The sequence below is a fragment of the Cupriavidus pampae genome (assembly GCF_914271485.1).
Lineage (GTDB): Bacteria > Pseudomonadota > Gammaproteobacteria > Burkholderiales > Burkholderiaceae > Cupriavidus > Cupriavidus pampae.
In genome coordinates this window covers 303,518-323,193 of the sequence record NZ_CAJZAG010000005.1, presented here as the reverse complement: position 1 = coordinate 323,193, position 19,676 = coordinate 303,518, and the positions used below count along the sequence as shown (strand labels likewise).

Sequence of the window (19,676 nt, the reverse complement as noted above, 5' to 3'; positions counted from 1 at the left end):
ATGCGCCGCGTGTCCTATGCTGGACTCACGAAGCCATGAATTCAGTACTAATGCGAAGCCATCAAGAGGAGACCATCATGGAACTTCATATGCATTCGCACCATTACGTGCGGCGCCTGCCGGACTGGAGTGCGGCAGCCGTATCGGGCGTTGCCGCGGGCGCGTTCCTGATCGTGCTGGAATTGTTCTGGGCCTCGATGCTGTCCGGCGTGAACCCATGGGTGCCGACGCGCATGATCGCGGCGATCGTAATGGGTCAGGACGTGATGCAAAACTCGCTGTTCAGCATCGGCACCGTGGGCGCGGCACTCGTCATCCATTTCGTGCTCGGTGCGGTACTCGGCATGGTGCTGGGCGCGATCATGGCGCCGTTCCACCTCGACTCGAGCCCGGGCATGGCGGTACTGGCCGGCGCGGTATTCGGCATGATCGTGTACCTGTTCAACTTCTACGTGATGACCAGCGTGTTTCCATGGTTTGTGGATGCGCGCGGCTGGCACACACTGATCGCCCACATGCTGTTCGGCATGGTGATGGCCATCTGCTACTGGAAGCTCGAATCCAGAGACGTGATGCACTGATAGCGGCACTGATGCAATTGCGGCAGCACTTGCCGCAATTGCGACCTATGCACTACGCTTGAACCACTTGTGCGTGGGTCGTGCGTCTCTTTTGCGACGGCGTCTGCGTAGAGGAGGGTGGGTATGGCCATCGCCATTGCGCTCGTGGTCCTCGTTGTCGCTTCGGTGCTCTTTCATTTCCTGAGCCCGTGGTGGGCAACGCCGCTGGCGTCCAACTGGAAGCAGATGGACGACACGCTGACCATTACCCTCGCCATCACCGGCGTCTTCTTCGTCGTCATCAATCTGCTCCTCGGCTACATCGTCTGGCGCGATCGTCATCGCGAGGGGCATCGCGCGCACTACGCGCCTGAAAATCGCCGGCTCGAATGGGGCCTGATTGCCATCACCACGGTCGGCATCATCGCGTTGCTCGCCCCCGGGCTGTTCGTCTACGCGGACTACGTGCGGCCGCCACAGCAGGCGATGGTGCTCGAGGTGGTAGGGCAGCAGTGGCAATGGGCCTTCCGTTTTCCGGGGCGCGGCGGGCAGCTCGGCACCTCCGACATGCGCTTTGTCAGCGCGACCAATCCGCTAGGCGTCAACCCTGGCGATCCCAACGGGCAGGACGACGTGATCGTGGTTGGGCCCGAGGTGCATCTGCCGCTGAACCAACCTATCAAGGTACTGCTGCGCTCCAAGGATGTGCTGCATGACTTCTATGTGCCGCCATTTCGCGCGCGCATGAACATGGTGCCGGGCATGATCACCTCGTTCTGGTTCACGCCGACGCAGACCGGGCGCTTCGACATCCTGTGCGCGCAGCTTTGCGGCGTGGGGCACTACAACATGCGAGGGCACGTCGTCGTGGATGAGCCGGCCGCGTTCGAGGCGTGGCTCGCCAAACAGCAGACCTTCGCCATGACGCAGGTGCGGGCGATCGCACCGGTGGCGGCGGCCCCTACGGCAGGCGCGGGGGCCGTTGGTGGCACGGGCGGTGCCGGCGTGGCGGCCGCGGCCGATCTGATCGAGATGGGGCGCTCGCTGGCGCAGAGCAAGGGCTGCGTGGGTTGCCACAGTATCGATGGCGCGCCCGGCGTGGGGCCGACGTGGAAGGGGCTCTACGGCAAGACCGAGACGTTCGTCGACGGCAGTACGGCCACGGTCGACGATGCATTCCTGAAGCAAGAGATCGAGGACCCGCATGCGCGGCTGGTCAAGGGCTTCGGGCCGCTGATGCCGAAGCTGCCGGTGACCGAGGCCGAGGTGGCCGCGTTGACGGCCTATATCCGCGCGCAGGGCGCCGCCGCGGGTGGGGCGCCACAGGCGGGAGCAAAGTAGACCAAGGGAGGTCACGCATGAGCCATGCCGAAGCATCTCCGGACCACGGCCCACAGAGTTTCTGGACGCGTTATGTCTGGAGCCAGGATCACAAGGTGATTGCGGTCCAGTACACGATCGTCGCGATCTTCGTCGGACTGATCGGCGTCACGCTGTCCAACCTGATGCGCCTGCAGCTCGGTTTTCCCGGGCAGTTCTCGTTTATCGACGCCAGCCGCTATTACCAGTTCGTCACCATGCACGGCATGATCATGGTGATCTATCTGCTGACAGCACTGTTTCTCGGCGGGTTTGGCAACTACCTGATCCCGCTGATGGTCGGCGCGCGCGACATGGTGTTCCCGTACCTGAACATGCTGAGTTTCTGGGTGTACTTTCTGTCGGTGCTGGTGTTGCTGTCGAGCTTCTTCGTGCCGGGCGGACCCACCGGCGCGGGCTGGACGCTCTATCCGCCGCAGGCGATCCTGCCAGGCACACCTGGCTATGACTGGGGCATCATCCTGATGCTGGTTTCGCTGGTGATCTTTATCGTCGCCGCGACCATGGGCGGGCTCAACTACGTGACCACGGTGCTGCAGGCACGCACCGAGGGCATGACGCTGCTGCGCATGCCGCTGTCGGTGTGGGGCATCTTCATGGCGACGATCCTCGCGCTGCTGGCATTTCCGGCGCTGTTCGTCTCGGGCGTGATGATGCTGCTGGACAAGACCCTCGGCACGAGTTTCTTTATGCCGGCGATGGTCTCGATGGGGCAGCAGCTCGACTACAAGGGTGGCAGTCCGCTGCTGTTTCAGCATCTGTTCTGGTTCTTCGGGCATCCCGAGGTCTATATCGTGGCGCTGCCCGCGTTCGGCATCGTGTCCGATCTCGTCAGCGTCCATGCGCGCAAGAGCATCTTCGGTTATCGCACCATGGTGTGGGCGATTCTCGCCATCGGCCTACTGTCAGTCGTGGTGTGGGCACACCATATGTTCGTCAGCGGCATGAACCCGTACTTCGGCTTTTTCTTCGCGACGACCACGCTGATCATCGCGGTGCCGACGGCGATCAAGGTCTACAACTGGGTCATCACGTTGTGGCGTGGCGATATCCACTTCTCGGTGCCGATGCTGTTTGCGATCGCATTTATCAGCACCTTTGTGATCGGTGGGCTCACGGGGCTGTTCCTCGGCAATGTCAGCGTGGACATTCCGCTGTCGAACACATACTTCGTGGTCGCGCATTTCCATATGGTGATGGGCGTGTCGCCGATCCTCGTGGTGTTCGGCGGCATCTATCACTGGTACCCGAAGGTCACGGGTCGCATGCTCAACGACACGCTGGGGCGTATCCATTTCTGGATCACGTTCGTCGGTACCTACGCGATCTTCTTCCCGATGCACTACCTTGGCATCCTCGGCATGCCGCGCCGCTATTACGCCTACGAGAACTACGCGTTCATTCCGGAGTCGGCGCACGTGATGAACATGTATATCTCGATCGCGGCCTTTATCGTGGCCGGGGCGCAATTGCTGTTCGTGTTCAATCTCGGGTGGAGCCTGGTCCGGGGGCGCGCGTCGGGTCCCAACCCATGGCGTGCCGCCTCGCTCGAATGGCAGACGCCGGACACGCCGCCCGCGCACGGCAATTGGGGGCCGCATCTGCCCGTGGTGTATCGCTGGGCCTACGCGTACAGCGTGCCCGGCGCGCGCGAGGACTTTATCGCACAGAATGCGCCGCCCGAAGCGGGCGGGCCGGAACCGGAGCCGCATTCCAGCCGGGGAGCCGTGGCATGAGAACCGAATCGAACTATGCGTCCGGGGGTGCCGGTGGTGGGGCCACCTCCGGCGATACGCGGCCGGGCATGCCCACCCCGATGCCCGGCAGCACGGGCCTGTGGTTCTTCATGGCGGTAGTCACGTCATTGTTCGCGCTGTTCCTGGCCGCGTACATCATGCGTATGGACAGCCCCGATTGGCATCGTGTCGCGCTGCCGTGGCAGACGTGGCTCTCCACCGCGTTGTTGGTCGGAGCCTGCGTGTCGATGCAGGCTTCCGCGCATCTCGGCCGCGTAGGGCGCATGGCGCCCGCGCGTATCGCCCTGCGGCTCGGTGGCGTGGGGGCGATGGCGTTCGTGGCCTCGCAGTTATGGGCGTGGCACGCGTTGTACGCGATGCATGTGGTGCCCGCCAACAATCCGGCCGGCAGCTTCTTCTATCTGCTCACGGCCATGCACGGTCTGCACATGCTGGGCGGCATTGTCGCGTGGGCGATGGTCGCGACCGATCGTGGCAGCGGGCCGCGCACGCTGAGGCGTATCGCGCTGTGCGCGCGATACTGGCACTTCCTGCTGGCGGTCTGGGTCGTGCTGGTCGCCGCGCTCGGCTGGCTCACGCCCGAGCTCGTGCGCTATCTGTGCGGCACCGCTTGAGGTACGCCAGGAAAGGAGATGCCATGACCGCGCCGCTTTCTACCGCACAGGATCCGCTCGCCAGGTTGCCCGAAGGGGTCCGGGGCCTTGTCGCCGACTGGTCTTCCGATCAGCGCGCGTTCAAGGTGTCCTGGGGCAAGGCGATGATGTGGATCTTCCTGTTGTCGGATACGTTCGTGTTCAGCTGCTTCCTTACGGGCTACATGACCGTGCGGATGTCCACCACGGTGCCGTGGCCGAATCCGAGCGAAGTGTTCGCGCTCGAGTTCGGTGGGCAACCGGTGCCCCTGATCCTGATCGCGATCATGACGTTCGTGCTGATTACCAGCAGCGGCACCATGGCGATGGCCGTCAACTTCGCCTACCGGCGCCAGCGTCGCGAATGCGCGATTCTGATGCTGATCACCGCGCTGTTCGGCGCGATGTTCGTCGGCATGCAGGCATTCGAATGGACCAAGCTGATCGTCGAGGAGGGCGTGCGACCGTGGGGCAACCCGATGGGGGCCGCGCAGTTCGGCTCCACGTTCTTCATGATCACGGGCTTTCACGGCCTGCACGTGTCGTGCGGCGTGATCTACCTGATAGTGGTGGCGCTGCGGGTGCTGGGCGGGCGCTATGAGCGCACCGGCAACTACCAGATCGTCGAGATTGCCGGGTTGTACTGGCACTTCGTGGATCTGGTGTGGGTGTTTATCTTCGCGTTGTTCTACCTCTGGTGAGGTGTGCCATGGAACTCAACAACCCCGCCATCCCATCCTCGCCCGCCACGCAGGCCACGCCGCATGGCCAGCAGCATCCCATCGGCCTCTACCTGAAGGTGTGGCTGCTGTTGTTCGTGCTGTCGATGATGTCGTACGCGGTGGACTACTTCCACGTGCAGGGGTATCTGCGCTGGGGCTTGATCCTGATCTTCATGGCGGCGAAGGCCGGCCTGATCATCGCAGTGTTCATGCATATGGCATGGGAGAGGATGGCGCTGATCTGCGCCATCCTCCTGCCGCCGCTGTGTCTGCTGGTACTTGTGTGGCTGATGGCCGAGGAGGCCAACTTCACGTTCCTGACACGCGGGGAGTTCTTCCGATAACAGCGTTTCCGATGACGTTCAGACCTGCGTGATGAACTTGGTCACGAGGTAGCCATCGAACGTTTCCTGGCCGCCTTCGCTGCCAATGCCCGAGTCCTTGATGCCACCGAACGGCGTTTCAGCCAGTGCCATGCCGAAATGGTTGATGTTGACCATGCCGGCTTCGAGGTTGTTCGACACATGGTTCGCCGTCTTCAGCGAATTGGTGAACACGTACGAGGCCAGGCCGAACGGCAGGCTGTTGGCGCGACGCAGGACTTCCTCGGTGTCCTTGAAGCGCACCACCGGTGCCACCGGGCCGAACGGCTCGTCAGTCATCAGCTTGGCGTCGTCGGGCAGGTCGGTCACCACAGTCGGGGCGAAGAAGTAGCCCTTGTCGCCGATGCGCGAACCGCCGGCCACAACCTTGCCGCCGCGGTGATTGGCGTCGTCGAGGAACTGCTCCATCGAGGCGATGCGGCGCTCGTGGGCCAGCGGACCCATCTGCGTGCCGTCCTCGAGGCCATTGCCGACCTTGATCGAGCCGATGACTTCGGTAAAGCGTGCGAGGAACTTGTCATACGCGCCTTGCTGCACGTAGAAGCGCGTCGGCGATACACACACCTGACCCGCATTACGCAGCTTGAAGCGGGCGAGCATCTCGGCGGCCGGCTCGATATCGGCATCGTCAAACACCAGCACCGGCGAATGGCCGCCCAGCTCCATCGTGACGCGCTTCATGTGCGCGCCGGCCAGCGCGGCCAGCTGCTTGCCCACGGGCACCGAGCCCGTGAACGAGATCTTGCGCACGATCGGCGATTCGATCAGATACGTCGAAATTTCGCCCGGCACGCCCCACACGATGTTCAGCACGCCCGGGGGCAGGCCTGCATCGTGGAACAGCTGCGCCAGCGCGACCACGGCGCTCGGCGAGTCCTCGGGGCCCTTGAGGATCAGCGTGCAGCCCGCGCCGATGGCCGACACCATCTTGCGGATGGCCTGGTTGAACGGGAAGTTCCACGGCGTGAACGCCGCGCACACGCCGATCGGCTCGCGCACGACGAGCTGGCGCACATTGGGCTGGCGCGGCGGAATCACGCGGCCATAGATGCGGCGGCATTCCTCGGCGTGCCATTCGGCATGCTCGGCGCAGATCATGACCTCGGCCACGGCCTCGGCGAGCGGCTTGCCCTGATCGAGCGTGATATTGCGGCCGATGTCCTTGGCGCGCTCGCGGGTCAGTTCCGCTACGCGGCGCAGGATTTTCGAGCGCTCGAGCGGCGAGGTCTTCTTCCAGGACTCGAATGCCCGCTGGGCGGCGGCAAGCGCGCGGTCCAGGTCGGCGCGGGAGGCGTGCGGCAGCTTGCCAATGACTTCCTGGGTGGCCGGGTTGAGCACGTCCTGCTCGCGCCGGTCGCCGCCCTTGACGAATTCCCCGTCGATATAGAGGGCGAGATCCTGGTACATGCGTGTCTCCTGAGGTGCGGCACCGCAACATGGGCGCCGGCGGGTGGGCGAAAACGAAACCGCAAGCTTACCCCGAGCGCGTGTATTGCGCACCATCGGCACCACACCCGTATGGGGCGTGCCTCGGTGTCCCCCCTCCATACCCCCCTTCGCGTCGGCCGTGCACCGACATGGTTCGCCGTGCCATCCACCTATAATCGGTCGAATGAAACCAGATGCCAGACTTACGACCGGCCCGATCGGCCGCACGCTTCTCGCCTTCTCGCTGCCGGTACTCGGCAGCAACGTGCTCCAGTCCCTCAATGCCTCCATCAACGCCGTCTGGGTCGGGCGCTATCTTGGTGAGGCCGCGCTCACGGCAACCTCCAACGCGAACATCGTCCTGTTCTTCCTGCTCGGCGTGGTGTTCGGCATCAGCATGGCCAACACCATCCTGATTGGTCAGGCCGTCGGCGCGCGCAACATCGGGGAAGCGCGGCGCGTGGTCGGCACCGGCACCACCTTCTTCGTGCTGCTGTCGGTGTTTGCCGCGGCGCTCGGGTACGTGTTCACGCCGGCCATCCTCGCGGCCATGAATACGCCAGCCGACGCAACCCCGCTGGCCGAGGTGTACCTGCGCGTGATCTTCATCGCGCTGCCATTCATGTACTTCTACAACTTCGTGATGATGGCGCTGCGCGGCGCGGGCGATTCGCGCACGCCGTTCTACTTCATGCTGCTGTCGGTGGTGCTGGATGTGGTGCTCAATCCCGTGCTGATCTTCGGCGTGGGCCCGATTCCGGCGCTCGGCATCGCCGGCTCCGCGCTGGCCACGCTGATCGCGCAGGTGACCAGTCTGTTCGCGATGATCTGGCTGCTCTATCGCCGCAAGCATTTCCTGCTGCTGCATCGCGGTCAGTCGCATCTGCTGCGGCCAAACGGTGCCATCCTGCGCGCGCTGGTGATGAAGGGCCTGCCGATGGGCCTGCAAATGGTGGTGATCTCGTCGTCGGCCATCGTCATGATGTCGCTGGTCAACACCTACGGCTCGCAGACCACGGCCGCCTACGGCGTGGCCTCGCAGCTATGGACGTACGTGCAGATGCCCGCGCTCGCGGTGGGCGCAAGCGTGTCTTCGATGGTCGCGCAGAACGTCGGTGCCGGGCTGTGGTCGCGCGTGACGCGCATCACGCAGGTCGGTCTGCTGTTCAATGTGGCGATGACCGGCGCGATGGTCGCGCTGCTGTACGGGTTCAACCGCCACTCGCTGACCCTGTTCCTCGGCGACGACAGCCTCGCGATCTCCACCGCCCAGCACATCAATCACGTGGTGCTGTGGTCGTTCATCCTGTTCGGCTTCACGATCGTGATCTTCGGCACCGTGCGTGCCACCGGCGCGGTGATGGCGCCGCTCGTGATTCTGTTCGTCGCGATGTGGGGCATCCGGCTGCCGTTCGCATGGCTGCTCGGCCCGCATATCGGCGCCGAATCGATCTGGTGGAGCTTTCCGCTCGGCTCGGTGGTCTCGGTCGTGCTGGCGTGGGGCTATTACCGCTTTGGCAATTGGCGCCGCAGCCATATCCTGCCCGACGAGCCGGCGCCCACCGCGATGGGTCAGGCGGCCGATACCAGCATGGGCACGCCATGCGAGGACGCAGCGAAGACCGTGCTGCCTGCCCCTGCTGAAGTAGGGCGATAGTCTTCAGACATACAGCGCAGTTTCACATGGGAGACATTTGCACTTCGGTGCAAATGTTCGCCCCATTTTCTGGCGTGTAAGCGAATCGAAAGCTTCGATCCGCGCATTACGCGGCCCTTCGCTTTCAATCGCCTTTCGACGCACCGCACCATACGTACGCGTATCGTACATAGATGTATCACAGCGTGATACATCGACAAAAAGCCCTTGTTTTCAGCGCTCATCGTGAGGTCTCGGTGAATACCCTAAACACCAGACAACTGAAAGGCGCCTGAAAGATCGCGTCTCTACTGTTCGTCCCATCCTGCCGACCGTACCTTTTCTGGTGTGTGCTCGCATGACGCGCCAGAGCCGGCGTGTACGCGAAGCGGCAAGGTTTGATAAACGTTGAGGAGATTCGCTTTGCGCATACGCAGCCAAAAGGATTTTGCCTCCGGCCTGATGTTCATTCTGGTCGGTCTGAGCTTTTCCTTCGTCGCCCGTACTTATTCGATGGGAACCGCCGCGAAGATGGGCCCCGGTTACTTTCCGTTCCTGCTGGGCCTGGTTCTGGCCCTGCTCGGCGTGATCGTGACGTTCGGCTCGCTGAGCGTTAAGGGTGAGGAAGATCAACTGGCCCGCTGGGACCTGAAGACGCTGTTGTGGATTCTGGGTTCGGTGGTGCTGTTCGGCCTGTTGCTCAAGCCGCTCGGCATGGTGTTGTCGGTGTTCGTGCTGGTGGTGGTGTCGTCGATGGCGAGCCACGAGTTCAGCTGGAAGGGCGCGCTGTGCGCGGGTGTCGTGCTGGTGCTGATCAGCCTGGGTGCCTTCGTCTACGGTATCAATCTGCAGATGCCGGTGTGGCCGGCCTTCATCACAGGCTAAGGAGCACACGTAAATGGAATTGTTCGATCACCTTGCCCTGGGCTTCTCCACGGCATTGACGCTGCAGAACCTCGCATACGCGTTCCTGGGCTGCGTGCTCGGGACGCTGATCGGCGTGCTGCCGGGCCTCGGCCCTCTCGCGACCATCGCGATGCTGCTGCCGGTCACGTACTCGCTGCCGCCGGTGGCTGCACTGATCATGCTGGCCGGTATTTACTACGGCGCGCAGTACGGTGGCTCCACCACCGCCATTCTGGTGAACCTGCCGGGCGAATCGTCGTCGGTGGTGACTACCATCGATGGCTACCAGATGGCACGGCGCGGACGCGCTGGCGTCGCGCTGGCAACCGCTGGCCTGGGCTCGTTCTTCGCTGGTTGCGTGGCGACGCTGATCCTGGCCGCATTTGCCACGCCGCTGTCGGAACTGGCGTTCAAGTTCGGTCCTGCCGAATACTTCTCGCTGATGTGCCTGGGCCTGATCGGTGCCGTGGTGCTGGCTTCGGGCTCGCTGCCGAAGGCCGTTGCGATGATCGTGCTGGGTCTGCTGTGCGGCCTGATTGGTACTGACGTGAACTCGGGCGCGGCGCGCTTCTCGTTCGACGTGCCTGAACTGACCGACGGTATCGACTTCGTGGCTCTGGCAATGGGTATGTTCGGTTTCGCGGAAATCATCGCGAACCTCGAGCAGAAGGAAGCCCGCGAGACGTTCACGAACAAGGTGACGAACCTGTTCCCGACCAAGGAAGACTTCCGACGCATGATCCCGGCCGTGCTGCGTGGCACGTTCCTGGGTTCCGCGCTGGGCATCCTCCCGGGCGGCGGTGCGGCACTGGCTTCGTTTGCAGCCTATTCGCTGGAAAAGAAGACCTCGAAGTACGCGCATGAATTCGGCAAGGGCGCCATCGAAGGCGTGGCGGGTCCGGAGTCGGCCAACAATGCGGCCGCACAGACCTCGTTCATCCCGCTGCTGACGCTGGGCATTCCGCCGAACGCGGTGATGGCGCTGATGGTCGGTGCAATGACCATCCACAACATCCAGCCGGGTCCGCAGGTGATGACCAGCAACCCCGCGCTGTTCTGGGGTCTGATCGCCTCGATGTGGATCGGTAACCTGATGCTGATCATCCTGAACCTGCCGATGATCGGTATCTGGGTGAAGCTGCTGACCGTGCCGTATCGCTTCCTGTACCCGGCCATCCTCACGTTCTGCTGTATCGGCGTCTACTCCGTGAACAACCAGACGTTCGACGTGTTCATGGCTGCTGCCTTCGGCGTGATCGGCTACCTGTTCCTGAAGCTCAAGTGCGAGCCGGCCCCGCTGCTGCTTGGCTTCGTGCTGGGACCGATGATGGAAGAAAACTTCCGTCGTTCGCTGCTGCTGTCGCGTGGTGACTTCGGCGTGTTCTTCACGCGTCCGCTGTCGCTCGGTCTGCTGATCGCCGCTGGCGCACTCGTTGCCGTGGTGGCACTGCCGTCGATCAAGGCGAAGCGCGAAGAAGCGTTCCAGGAAGAGTAAAGCGCGCTGCGCAACGGAACTACGCCCGCCTCGGCGGCGGGTGCGTGTTTAAACTTAGCAACGCAAGCTTTAGGGGTGCCACGCGCACCCCGCTTTTTTGGCGTGTCAGCATGATAACCACCATGAGCCCGCCCCCGTTGGACCGGGTTGTATTCCGGCTTTACATCCTGAAGCTCGTACAGTCCAGTCCATCGACGGTGTTCAACCTCGTCGAGCGGCTGCGCGCGCGCGGCATCGACAAGAACATCCGCGCACTGCGGCCAATCCTGCGCAGCCTGATGATGGCGCGCGCGATTACCGCGGAACTCGTGGAAGGCAACGGCCGTGTCTACTGCATTACCGATGCGGGACGCGCCGAGCTCGATGCCTACCTGTCGCACCTCGCGGTGCTGCGGGACGATGTCGGGGATGTGGAGGAAACAAAAAACGCCGCTTGAAGCGGCGTTTTTTGTTGGTGACGAGGTACTTACTGCGCGGCCGGCGCTGAAGCTGCCGCCACCGGGGTCAGCGGTTGCGTCACCAGTTCGGTCGAGTTGCCCGCACCCGTGCTGCTCGTCGCGACCAGCACCTTGATGCGGTTCGGCACCACGGCGCCAATGCCATCCACCGGGATCGTGGTGATCAGCCAGTCGGCATTGTTATTCAGCGTCAGTGCACCCGAGTCGAAGATCACGGTCTTGGTACCGGCAGTGGTGATACGCAGGCGGTACGTACCCGAGTCGAAGTAGATCGAATCGGCGCCCGAGGGCGGGTTGGCGTTCTTGTACGCAATGGCGCCCAGCGTCGGGCCGACCGTTGTCAGGTCGACCGCCGGCGCGGTGATGTACATGTCGATATTCTGCGAGTTAAGTGCCGCATTGAAGCCGCGCACGCGTGCCTTGTCCGAGATCAGGCCCTTGTCGTACGGGTCGTCGATCGTGACCAGCTCCGCGCTGGTCGCGCCCGGCGTGGCGATCAGCGAATACTTGTGGCCCGTGGCGCCGTTGATCGTGGTCTGGCCGATCACGGTCTGCGTGCCGGCGAGTTTCAGCTGGAACAGGTTGTTGTCCTTCGAGATATCGAAGTACGCCGAGACGAACTTGTAGGGGGCGTTGGAAACCTGGGTCGGTGCGCCGTTCTGGGTCAGGTCGACGTTCACGCCCACCGGAACCGTGTTCAACAGTCGCACGGACGGCTGGGAGATGCCCAGGCGGTCATCGACGCCGTCATCGCCACCACCGCATGCCGCCAGCAGCGCCGTTGCCGCTACTACTAGTCCTACCGTCAGTTTGTTCTTGAAATTTTTCATGAAAATCACCTCGCCGTTGTGGAAGAAGGGCGCGAAGCAGCCGTGCCGGGGCAGCGGTGAGGCAGCTGAAGCAAGTCGCGCATGCCGTGATGCAACGATATGCATCGCGGCACGCGCGGTGCAGACGCGCACCTCCGATATCCATGTCGGAGGAATCCCACAGTTTGGTTACATTGCGGACACAAGCGTGCGCCCGCAAAATGCCGCGAGGGCAGGCGGGGCAAGGGATGCGCGCCGCGCGGCAAATATTTCACCGCGCGAGGCATGCGGAAAAAATTACACCATCACGACTTGATTACGACCGGCGCGCTTGGCCTGGTATAAGCCGCTATCGGCTGCTTCGACGATGCTGCTGAAGATGCTGTCGGGTTCCGGCACGATGACCGCGCCGCCGATGCTGACCGTCACGTACTCGCTGTTCGGTGAGCCGCTATGCGGGATCTTCAGGCCCTCGATCGCGCGCCGCACCTTCTCCGCGAGCAGCCGTGCGCCGCCCGGCGACGTCGACGGCAGGATCATCGAGAACTCCTCGCCGCCGAAACGCGCGGGCAGGTCGGCCGGACGCGTGCAGTTGTCGCGAATGACGCCGGCCACCTGACGCAATACCTCGTCGCCGGCCACATGACCGTAGGTGTCGTTGTACGCCTTGAAGGCGTCGACATCGAGCATCAGCAACGCGAGCTGCGTTTGTTCGCGTTGCGCGCGCCGCCATTCGGCACCGAGGTACTCGTCGAAGTAGCGCCGGTTGGAGAGGCCGGTGAGGCCGTCGGAGTTGGTCAGGCGCTGCAGCTCGAGGTTGGTCTCGAGCAATTGCTGCTGGCTCTGCCGCAGCGCGCGATAGGCTTCATCGCGCTGGAGCAGGTTCAGATACGAGCGCGAGTGGTAGCGAATGCGCGCGATCAGCTCGATGCTGTCGGGCAGCTTCACGAGGTAGTCATTGGCGCCGGCGGAGAACGCCGCGCTCTTCATGGTCGGCTCTTCCTTGGTGGAGAGCACGATGATCGGGATATCGCGCGTGCCGGGATTCTCGCGATAGCGCCGCACCAGCGTCAGGCCGTCGGTGCCGGGCATCACGAGATCCTGGAGGATGACCGTCGGTTGCGTGCGTTCGGCCACGGCCACCGCTTCCTCGGGCTGGGCGCAGTAGTGAAAGTCGATATCGGACTCGCCCGCAAGCGCGCGCCGGATGGCTTCGCCGATGATGGCCTGGTCGTCGACCAGCAGCACCATCGACAGGTACTCGCTGTTGGCCGCCGCATCGGCCTGGTCGTTGTGTCTTGACATGATTGCTTCCTAATCTTTTCTTTATCGCCCTTTGACATGCGTCATCAGCATGTCGGGCGTCCCCCGCCGCAGGCCTTGATCAAGCGCGCCGCGATGCGCGGCAATGGCAGGATATCGCTGGCCGCGTCGAGCGCCGCCGCTGCCTTGGGCATGCCATACACCGCGCTGGTCGCCTGGTCCTGCGCAATCGTCAGGTATCCGCGTTCGCGCATCGCGCGCAGGCCGAGCGCGCCGTCGCGACCCATCCCGGTCAGCAACACGCCCACCGCTTCGCCGCGCCAGTGCTCCACGACGCTTTCGAAGAACACGTCGATCGAGGGTCGGTACAGCGAGTCTGCAGGATCGGCGGTATAGGCAAGCTGCGCGCCCGCGACCAGGCGAAGATGGTCGTTGGTACCGGCCAGCATCACCGTGCCGGTCTGCGGCGTTTCGCCCGCGCGCGCCAGGCGCACTGGCAACGGGCATTGCGCGTCGAGCCATTCCGCCATGCCCTGCGCGAACGCTTCATCCACGTGCTGTACGATCACGACCGCGCCGCCAAAGTTCTCGGGCATCTCCGCCAGCAGTGAGGCAAGGGCCGCGGGGCCGCCCGCACTGGCACCGATCGCCACCAGCCGCGGTGCGGCCGGCAGCGGCGTGGCGCGCCGGATCGCATGTGGCATGGCGCTGCGTCCCGCGAGCAGGCGGCCGATATTGCGCAGCTTGCGCAGCAGCGGTCCTGCCACGAGTTGCGCGTCGGGTTCGGTCAGAGTAGGGGTGTCCACCGCGTCGATCGCGCCATGACCCATTGCATCGAACACCTGCGCCGCGTTGCGGCCGAGGTCGGTGGTCACGACCACGATCGCGCATGGGGTGGCCGCCATGATGCGGCGCGTGGCCTCCACGCCGTCCATCACCGGCATCAACAGATCCATGAAGATGACGTCGGGCGTGCGCGAGGCCGCCATGCGTATGGCCTGTTCGCCGTCGCCCGCCACCCAGATGATCTCGTGGGTGGCTTCGAGCGACACCGCGCGGCGCAGCGCCGCGACGGCCAGCGGTGAATCGTTGACGATACCGATCTTCATGCCCGTGCCTCGCCGATCAGGTCCTGCACCGCGTCGAGTAGCGCCGCGTCATGGAAACTGCCTTTGGCCAGATAGTAATCCGCGCCGGCCTGCAGGCCGCGTTCGCGGTCCTGTTCACGGTCCTTGTACGAGACGATCATCACCGGCAGCTGTTGCAGACCCGGTTCCGACCGAATGCGTCCAACCAGTTCGATGCCATCCATGCGCGGCATATCGACGTCGGTGATGACGAGGTCGAACTGCTCCGCGCGCAGGACGTTCCAGCCGTCCATGCCATCGACGGCGACGGCGACATCATAGCCTCGCCCCGCCAGCAGCTTGCGTTCGAGCTCGCGTACGGTCAGCGAGTCGTCGACCACGAGCACGCGCTTGCGTCGCAGCTGCGCGGTCTCTGGACCGACCTGCCGCACACGGGACAGACGGCCATCGGCAACCAGCTTTTCCACCGAGCGCAGCATGTCTTCCACGTCGAAGATCAGCACAGGTGTGCCATCGTCGGTCAGGCTGCCGGCCGCGATGTCCTTGATCTTGCCGAGCGCGGGCGCGAGCGGCTGCACGACCAGCGTGCGCTCGCCGAGCAACCGGTCCACGGCCACGCCGTAGACACGGTCGTGCTCGCCGAGCACGACCACCGGCATTGCGGCGTCGTCATGCGCGCGTTCGGGGCGCTGCAGCAGTTGCGCCGCGCTGACCAGACCGACTGGCCGGCCGTCGTGACGGAAATGCTGTTGCGATTCGATCTGCTCGATGTCATCGCGACGCACGCTGGCGGCGCGCAGCACATGGCCGAGCGGGAATGCATACGCTTCTCCGGCGACTTCGACCAGCAACGCGCGCACGATGGACAGCGTGAGCGGCAGCTCGAGGTGAAAGTGCATGCCGCTGCCGGGCTGCTGCGTCACGCGCAGGTTGCCGCGCACGCCGCGCACCATGTCGTGCACTGCATCCAATCCGACACCACGGCCGGAGACCTCGGACACGGTCTCGCGCAGGCTGAAACCGGGCAGCAGCAGGAATTCGAGCATTTCCGCCTGCGACAGGCGCGCGGCGGTGTCGGGTTGCGCGAGGCCGCGCCGGACGATGGTTGCGCGCAGCGCGTCGAAGTCCACGCCCGCGCCGTCGTCGAAGATCTCGATCACGAGCCGGCCAGCGTTATGGCGGGCATGTAGCGAGATGCGGCCTTCCTCGGGTTTGCCGGCGGCGCGGCGCACGGCGGGGCTCTCGATGCCGTGATCCACCGCATTGCGCAGCAGGTGCGCGAGCGGGGCGTCGAGCTGGTCGAGGATGTCGCGATCTACCTGCGTGTGTTCGCCCGAGAGTTCGAGGTGCACGGACTTGCCGAGCGCGCGGCCGAGATCGCGCACCATGCGCGCATAACCGGTGATGCCATCGGACAGCGGGCGCATGCGGCAGGAGAGCGCGGTGTCATAGAGCCGGCGCGATAGCCGGCTGGCGCGATGGTCGTACTGATCGAGCTCGTCGGCGCGCTGGGACAGTTGATCGCTGGCGTCGCCCAGCATGCGGCGAACCTCGGCGAGCGCCGCACCCATGCGCGCCACGCTGGCTTCGGGGCTCGACAGCAGCGCCTGCATGCCGTCGATGGCCTGCATCGCGCGCATCTGCTGGCGCCGCGTTTGCTGCAGCGCTACGCCGAACGGATGCAGCCAGTGCGTTTCCACCATGGCCTCGCTTGCCATGGTCAGCACGCGGTCGAGGCGGTCGGCATTGACGCGCAGCATGCGCTCCTGCGTGCCGTCGGACTCGCCGCTGAACGCCGCATCGTCGCGCGGGGTAGCGTGGGGCCGTGCCGCTGTCGGTGCTGACGTCCCTGCCGGCTCGGGCTGGTCGGCTCCGGCCGCGCCGTCGTGCGCAGACGCGCGCGGCTGCACCGATGCTGGCAATATGGCAGGCGTGGTCGCGGGGTCGGACTCGGACACAGGGCCGGCGGGAGCCTGAACGCCCCCAGCCGCCGGCGCGCGCACACGCGGCACTGGCGCGGCGGCGGTGTCGTCGAGCACGGCGGCCATATGCGCGACGAACGCGTCGATCTCTTCGCGGCCGTCGGTCTCGGACCAGTCGAGCTTGCCGCCGGGCGGATGGCCGATGCGTTGCAGCAGATCGGTGCCTTGGAGCAAGGCGTCGATATGGGCGGCCGACAGCAGCAGGCCACCGCGTTGCGCAGCCACCAGGCAGTCTTCCATCACATGCGCGACGCGCACGCCGCCATCGAGGCCGACGATGCGCGCGGCGCCCTTGAGCGAATGCGCGGCGCGCATGCATGCCTCGAGGTGGTCCGCCGCCACCGGATCGCGCTCGAGCGCGAGCACGCCGGCATTGAGGACTTCCGCCTGGGAGTCAGCCTCGAGCGCGAACAGCTCGAGCATCGATGCATCGCGCAACTGTTCGGGGTTCATGACAGGCTCCGTGACAGCGCCTGACGCAGCATGGCGGCGTCGAGCAGACCGATCGTGTGGCCAGCGTGATCGAACAGGGCCTCCGTATAGTGCGACGACGCGCGCGCGATGGTCGCGGGCAAGGGCAGCAGCGCGGTAGTGGCCACCCGGTGCACGCCGGCGACCTCGTCGACTGGCAGGGCGAGCGCCTGGCGGCCCTGACCGAGAATCAGGAAGCGGGCGCCCCCCGCGCGCTGCGAATCCGCCTGCGAATCGGCCTGCGAATCGGCCTGCGAATCGGTATTGGCACCGGCGCTGGTATCAACGGCGGCGCCCGCATCGAACAACAGCGCGAGCGAAAGACATGGCAGCAGCGCGCCGCGCACCGGTGCCACGCCGAGCAGGGCCGCGTGGCGCCGATGCGGCAGCGAATGGACGCGGCTCGGTGCGGTGACTTCGCCGAGCACGACGGTCGGCAGCGCCAGCCATTCGTCGCCGACGCGGAACACCAGGCATGAGCGACCGCGCGCATCGGCGCTGCGAGCATCGTCGGCGGCGGCTTCGAGCCGCGCCACGTCGATCGGCGCGTCGACGGCCAGGGCATCGAGCAGCGCGACTGCCGCATGCGCGTGCACGGGGCAATTGCGGCAGTGCACGTACGTGGCGAGCTCCGGGCAACTGCCGTCGCCGGAAATGCCGATGCGACGCCAGCAGGCGTCGATAGCGTCGGCACTTGCGTTCAGCACGCTCGGGGCGTCGGGGACGTTGATGTGGGGCTCAGCCATGGTTCAAGCGTGCATGTCGCTGCGCGCGCTGGCGCAGACGCGTGGCGGCGGGCGCATCGCCCACGCTGTCCAGCAGGGCGGCGAGGTGATAGAGCGCTTCCTCGTGGCCGGGATCGAGGTAGACCGCCTTGCGATAGGCGGCCTGCGCATCGCTGGTGCGCGCGGCCGCATCGTGCAGCACGCCGAGCAGGCACCAGGCGTCGGCCGATTGACCGTGCGTGTCAAGATAATCGAGGCACGCGGTGGTGGCTTCCGCGAGCTCGCCCCGGTCCGCACGCGCGGCGATGTCAATCAGGGCCGTGACGGCGGCGCGGTCAGCAGCGGCGATGCGCTCTGCCATGTTGTTGCTACCACCGCCGGAGGTGACGATGCTCGCGGTCGCTGTCGGAGGCGCCGTTGTGCGCGCGGCCATCGCGGCTACCGGGCGCATGTTCCGCGCGGACGCGGAAGGCGGCGGAGCCGCAGACGCCACCGAGGACGCGAACAGCCCGGATGCCTTGGCTGCCACGGCAGAGACCGGCGGCCACGACGCATTGCTCGCCGCGAGCGGATCGCCAGCCACCGGATGAAACGCGAAAGCCAGCGGCACGCCGGTGCCGCGCAACCCCTCGCGCGTGAGCAGACTCGCCTCGGCCGGGCCCACGAACAGCATGCCGTCGGCAACGGTCAGTCGTGTCAGCGTCCGCACCGTGCGCCGCTGCGTGTCGGCATCGAAATAGATCAGCAGATTGCGGCAGAACACAAAGTGATACGGCGGTTCGTTGGCCAGCAGCAGCGGGTCCATCAGGTTCCCGCGCAGCAGTCGCACCTGCGCGCGCACACGGGCATCGATCTGGTAACCGCCGGGAATCGACGCCGAGGCCGGCGTGAAATGTCGGTCGCGATAGTCGAGCGGCAGGCCCCGGAACGCATTGGGACCATACAGGCCAATGCGCGCGCGTTCGAGCGAGCGGGCGCTGATATCGATGGCATCCACGCGGAAACGATCGGCCGGAATGCCGGCGTCCAGCAGTGCCATCGCGATCGAATACGGCTCTTCGCCGGTGGAACAGGGCACACTGAGCACGCGCAGCAGCGGGGGCTCGCCCATGCCGCTGCCGCCAGCGCCAGTCTCACCCGATCCGCCAAATACACGCTGCGCGGCGGCGCGCGCAAGCGCGAGCAGGGCCTCGCGGTGGCGGAAGAACCAGGTCTCCGGCACGATCACAGCCTCGATCAGCGCCTGCAGTTCGTCCGGGGCGGCGTGCAGCACGTTCCAGTACGCGGCGGTATCGTGCGCACCCACCGCGAGCTGGCGGTCGCGCACGGCGCGGGCCACGGTGCCAGGACCGACGGTGTCGGCATCGAGCCCGATCCGCTCCTTGAGCAGCGCGGCGATCTGGATGCCGATCGGCGTGGCAAACATGATGGGGTCCGTCATGCGTGGACACCCCCAGCATCCTCGGGAAACAGCAGCGCGCGCACGTCGTCGGGCAGAAGTGCCGACACGGTAATCCATTGCACCAGTCCGCGCGTATCGTGCCGCACCGGGCCGAGATAGCGCGCGGTGCCCGGATCGATGCCGCCATCGACGAACGACTGCTCGTCGCAACGCAAGGTCTCCGTGGCGAACTCGAGCCGCAGGCCCAGCAGCCGAGGCGCGGCCTCGCTACCGTCGTTCGGGCCGCCTCCATCCTGGCCACGATAATGCACAAGCACCGTGCGCGAGCTGGTGCGCGGGACCACCGGAGTGCCGGTAGCCAGCGCGGCGATATCGATGACCGGCACCGGCTTGCCGTGGCGCACCATCAGCCCCGCGACCCAGCCCGGCGCGCCCGGAATCTGCTTGAGCGCGGTCAGCGGCAACACCTCGGCGATCTCGGCGGCGTCGAGCGCGTAGTGGTCGCAACCGATGCGGAACAGCAGGAACAATTTCATCGCGGGCGACTGTTGCGGGACGAGTAACGAAGGCGGCGGCGCT

At 65.2% G+C, this 19,676-nt stretch carries 19 protein-coding genes; 11 read left to right on the top strand and 8 right to left on the bottom strand.

Annotation, left to right across the window (positions count from 1 at the left end):
• Nucleotides 1–77: 77 nt before the first annotated feature.
• From LDO41_RS14560 to LDO41_RS14535, 6 genes are all read left to right on the top strand, one after another.
• Nucleotides 78–581: a hypothetical protein gene (locus LDO41_RS14560; RefSeq protein WP_223989295.1), complete on the top strand. Its 504-nt coding sequence runs from the start codon at nt 78–80 to the stop codon at nt 579–581.
• 123 nt (nt 582–704) lie between these two features.
• Nucleotides 705–1,901: a cytochrome c oxidase subunit II gene (locus LDO41_RS14555; RefSeq protein ID WP_223989293.1), complete on the top strand. Its 1,197-nt coding sequence runs from the start codon at nt 705–707 to the stop codon at nt 1,899–1,901.
• A gap of 17 nt (nt 1,902–1,918) precedes the next feature.
• Nucleotides 1,919–3,676, top strand: a complete 1,758-nt coding sequence (ctaD, locus tag LDO41_RS14550; RefSeq protein WP_223989291.1) for a cytochrome c oxidase subunit I — start codon at nt 1,919–1,921, stop codon at nt 3,674–3,676.
• Nucleotides 3,673–4,311, top strand: coding sequence for a cytochrome c oxidase subunit 3 family protein (locus tag LDO41_RS14545; protein WP_377741526.1), 639 nt, complete (start codon nt 3,673–3,675; stop codon nt 4,309–4,311). Before ctaD ends, LDO41_RS14545 begins: the two co-directional genes overlap by 4 nt.
• Nucleotides 4,312–4,334: 23 nt before the next feature.
• Nucleotides 4,335–5,030: a heme-copper oxidase subunit III family protein gene (locus LDO41_RS14540; RefSeq protein ID WP_223989289.1), complete on the top strand. Its 696-nt coding sequence runs from the start codon at nt 4,335–4,337 to the stop codon at nt 5,028–5,030.
• Between the two features lie 8 nt (nt 5,031–5,038).
• Nucleotides 5,039–5,395, top strand: a complete 357-nt coding sequence (locus LDO41_RS14535; RefSeq protein WP_223989287.1) for a cytochrome C oxidase subunit IV family protein — start codon at nt 5,039–5,041, stop codon at nt 5,393–5,395.
• An 18-nt stretch (nt 5,396–5,413) separates the two neighbouring features.
• Here the strand turns inward: LDO41_RS14535 and LDO41_RS14530 are convergent, their stop codons facing one another.
• Entirely contained in the window at nt 5,414–6,841 is a 1,428-nt protein-coding gene (locus LDO41_RS14530) for an NAD-dependent succinate-semialdehyde dehydrogenase (RefSeq protein WP_223989285.1), read from the bottom strand.
• A gap of 205 nt (nt 6,842–7,046) precedes the next feature.
• Between LDO41_RS14530 and LDO41_RS14525 the strand changes: the two genes are divergently transcribed.
• From LDO41_RS14525 to LDO41_RS14510, 4 genes are all read left to right on the top strand, one after another.
• Nucleotides 7,047–8,519, top strand: a complete 1,473-nt coding sequence (locus LDO41_RS14525) for an MATE family efflux transporter (protein ID WP_223989283.1) — start codon at nt 7,047–7,049, stop codon at nt 8,517–8,519.
• A gap of 402 nt (nt 8,520–8,921) precedes the next feature.
• On the top strand, nt 8,922–9,383 hold the full coding sequence (locus LDO41_RS14520; RefSeq protein ID WP_223989281.1) for a tripartite tricarboxylate transporter TctB family protein: 462 nt from the start codon (nt 8,922–8,924) through the stop codon (nt 9,381–9,383).
• A gap of 13 nt (nt 9,384–9,396) precedes the next feature.
• On the top strand, nt 9,397–10,899 hold the full coding sequence (locus tag LDO41_RS14515; protein WP_223989279.1) for a tripartite tricarboxylate transporter permease: 1,503 nt from the start codon (nt 9,397–9,399) through the stop codon (nt 10,897–10,899).
• Between the two features lie 122 nt (nt 10,900–11,021).
• Nucleotides 11,022–11,336 (top strand): PadR family transcriptional regulator, encoded by a 315-nt coding sequence (locus LDO41_RS14510; RefSeq protein WP_223989277.1) that lies wholly within the window; start codon nt 11,022–11,024, stop codon nt 11,334–11,336.
• A 29-nt stretch (nt 11,337–11,365) separates the two neighbouring features.
• Here the strand turns inward: LDO41_RS14510 and LDO41_RS14505 are convergent, their stop codons facing one another.
• Nucleotides 11,366–12,187 (bottom strand): DUF4397 domain-containing protein, encoded by an 822-nt coding sequence (locus LDO41_RS14505; RefSeq protein WP_223989275.1) that lies wholly within the window; start codon nt 12,185–12,187, stop codon nt 11,366–11,368.
• Here LDO41_RS14505 and LDO41_RS14500 point away from each other — a divergent pair.
• The gene (locus tag LDO41_RS14500) at nt 12,186–12,482 is read left to right on the top strand and encodes a hypothetical protein (protein WP_223989272.1); all 297 of its coding nucleotides are present in this window, start codon (nt 12,186–12,188) and stop codon (nt 12,480–12,482) included. The genes LDO41_RS14505 and LDO41_RS14500 overlap by 2 nt on opposite strands.
• Here the strand turns inward: LDO41_RS14500 and LDO41_RS14495 are convergent.
• The 6 genes from LDO41_RS14495 to LDO41_RS14470 are packed head-to-tail and all read right to left on the bottom strand — an operon-like array spanning nt 12,464 to nt 19,633.
• Nucleotides 12,464–13,471: a response regulator gene (locus tag LDO41_RS14495; RefSeq protein ID WP_223989269.1), complete on the bottom strand. Its 1,008-nt coding sequence runs from the start codon at nt 13,469–13,471 to the stop codon at nt 12,464–12,466. The two genes, LDO41_RS14500 and LDO41_RS14495, sit on opposite strands and share 19 nt — an antisense overlap.
• 44 nt (nt 13,472–13,515) lie before the next feature.
• Nucleotides 13,516–14,538: a chemotaxis response regulator protein-glutamate methylesterase gene (gene cheB / locus LDO41_RS14490; protein WP_223989267.1), complete on the bottom strand. Its 1,023-nt coding sequence runs from the start codon at nt 14,536–14,538 to the stop codon at nt 13,516–13,518.
• On the bottom strand, nt 14,535–16,952 hold the full coding sequence (locus tag LDO41_RS14485) for a hybrid sensor histidine kinase/response regulator (protein WP_223989265.1): 2,418 nt from the start codon (nt 16,950–16,952) through the stop codon (nt 14,535–14,537). Before LDO41_RS14485 ends, cheB begins: the two co-directional genes overlap by 4 nt.
• Nucleotides 16,949–17,716 carry a chemotaxis protein CheW gene (locus LDO41_RS14480; RefSeq protein WP_223989263.1) on the bottom strand — a complete coding sequence of 256 codons (768 nt, stop codon included), beginning with the start codon at nt 17,714–17,716 and terminating at the stop codon, nt 16,949–16,951. Before LDO41_RS14480 ends, LDO41_RS14485 begins: the two co-directional genes overlap by 4 nt.
• On the bottom strand, nt 17,709–19,136 hold the full coding sequence (locus LDO41_RS14475; RefSeq protein ID WP_223989260.1) for a CheR family methyltransferase: 1,428 nt from the start codon (nt 19,134–19,136) through the stop codon (nt 17,709–17,711). Before LDO41_RS14475 ends, LDO41_RS14480 begins: the two co-directional genes overlap by 8 nt.
• A complete protein-coding gene (locus LDO41_RS14470) occupies nt 19,133–19,633 on the bottom strand; it encodes a chemotaxis protein CheW (RefSeq protein ID WP_223989258.1) in 501 nt (166 codons plus the stop codon). Before LDO41_RS14470 ends, LDO41_RS14475 begins: the two co-directional genes overlap by 4 nt.
• Nucleotides 19,634–19,676 lie beyond the last annotated feature (43 nt).

Excerpts from the sequence above, each read along its gene's own strand:
- LDO41_RS14560 (WP_223989295.1), top strand. The coding sequence starts at position 78 with ATGGAACTTCATATGCATTCGCACCATTACGTGCGGCGCCTGCCGGAC.
- LDO41_RS14555 (WP_223989293.1), top strand. The coding sequence starts at position 705 with ATGGCCATCGCCATTGCGCTCGTGGTCCTCGTTGTCGCTTCGGTGCTC.
- ctaD (WP_223989291.1), top strand. The coding sequence starts at position 1,919 with ATGAGCCATGCCGAAGCATCTCCGGACCACGGCCCACAGAGTTTCTGG.
- LDO41_RS14545 (WP_377741526.1), top strand. The coding sequence starts at position 3,673 with ATGAGAACCGAATCGAACTATGCGTCCGGGGGTGCCGGTGGTGGGGCC.
- LDO41_RS14540 (WP_223989289.1), top strand. The coding sequence starts at position 4,335 with ATGACCGCGCCGCTTTCTACCGCACAGGATCCGCTCGCCAGGTTGCCC.
- LDO41_RS14535 (WP_223989287.1), top strand. The coding sequence starts at position 5,039 with ATGGAACTCAACAACCCCGCCATCCCATCCTCGCCCGCCACGCAGGCC.
- LDO41_RS14530 (WP_223989285.1), bottom strand. The coding sequence starts at position 6,841 with ATGTACCAGGATCTCGCCCTCTATATCGACGGGGAATTCGTCAAGGGC.
- LDO41_RS14525 (WP_223989283.1), top strand. The coding sequence starts at position 7,047 with ATGAAACCAGATGCCAGACTTACGACCGGCCCGATCGGCCGCACGCTT.
- LDO41_RS14515 (WP_223989279.1), top strand. The coding sequence starts at position 9,397 with ATGGAATTGTTCGATCACCTTGCCCTGGGCTTCTCCACGGCATTGACG.
- LDO41_RS14510 (WP_223989277.1), top strand. The coding sequence starts at position 11,022 with ATGAGCCCGCCCCCGTTGGACCGGGTTGTATTCCGGCTTTACATCCTG.
- LDO41_RS14500 (WP_223989272.1), top strand. The coding sequence starts at position 12,186 with ATGAAAATCACCTCGCCGTTGTGGAAGAAGGGCGCGAAGCAGCCGTGC.
- LDO41_RS14505 (WP_223989275.1), bottom strand. The coding sequence starts at position 12,187 with ATGAAAAATTTCAAGAACAAACTGACGGTAGGACTAGTAGTAGCGGCA.
- LDO41_RS14495 (WP_223989269.1), bottom strand. The coding sequence starts at position 13,471 with ATGTCAAGACACAACGACCAGGCCGATGCGGCGGCCAACAGCGAGTAC.
- cheB (WP_223989267.1), bottom strand. The coding sequence starts at position 14,538 with ATGAAGATCGGTATCGTCAACGATTCACCGCTGGCCGTCGCGGCGCTG.
- LDO41_RS14485 (WP_223989265.1), bottom strand. The coding sequence starts at position 16,952 with ATGAACCCCGAACAGTTGCGCGATGCATCGATGCTCGAGCTGTTCGCG.
- LDO41_RS14480 (WP_223989263.1), bottom strand. The coding sequence starts at position 17,716 with ATGGCTGAGCCCCACATCAACGTCCCCGACGCCCCGAGCGTGCTGAAC.
- LDO41_RS14475 (WP_223989260.1), bottom strand. The coding sequence starts at position 19,136 with ATGACGGACCCCATCATGTTTGCCACGCCGATCGGCATCCAGATCGCC.
- LDO41_RS14470 (WP_223989258.1), bottom strand. The coding sequence starts at position 19,633 with ATGAAATTGTTCCTGCTGTTCCGCATCGGTTGCGACCACTACGCGCTC.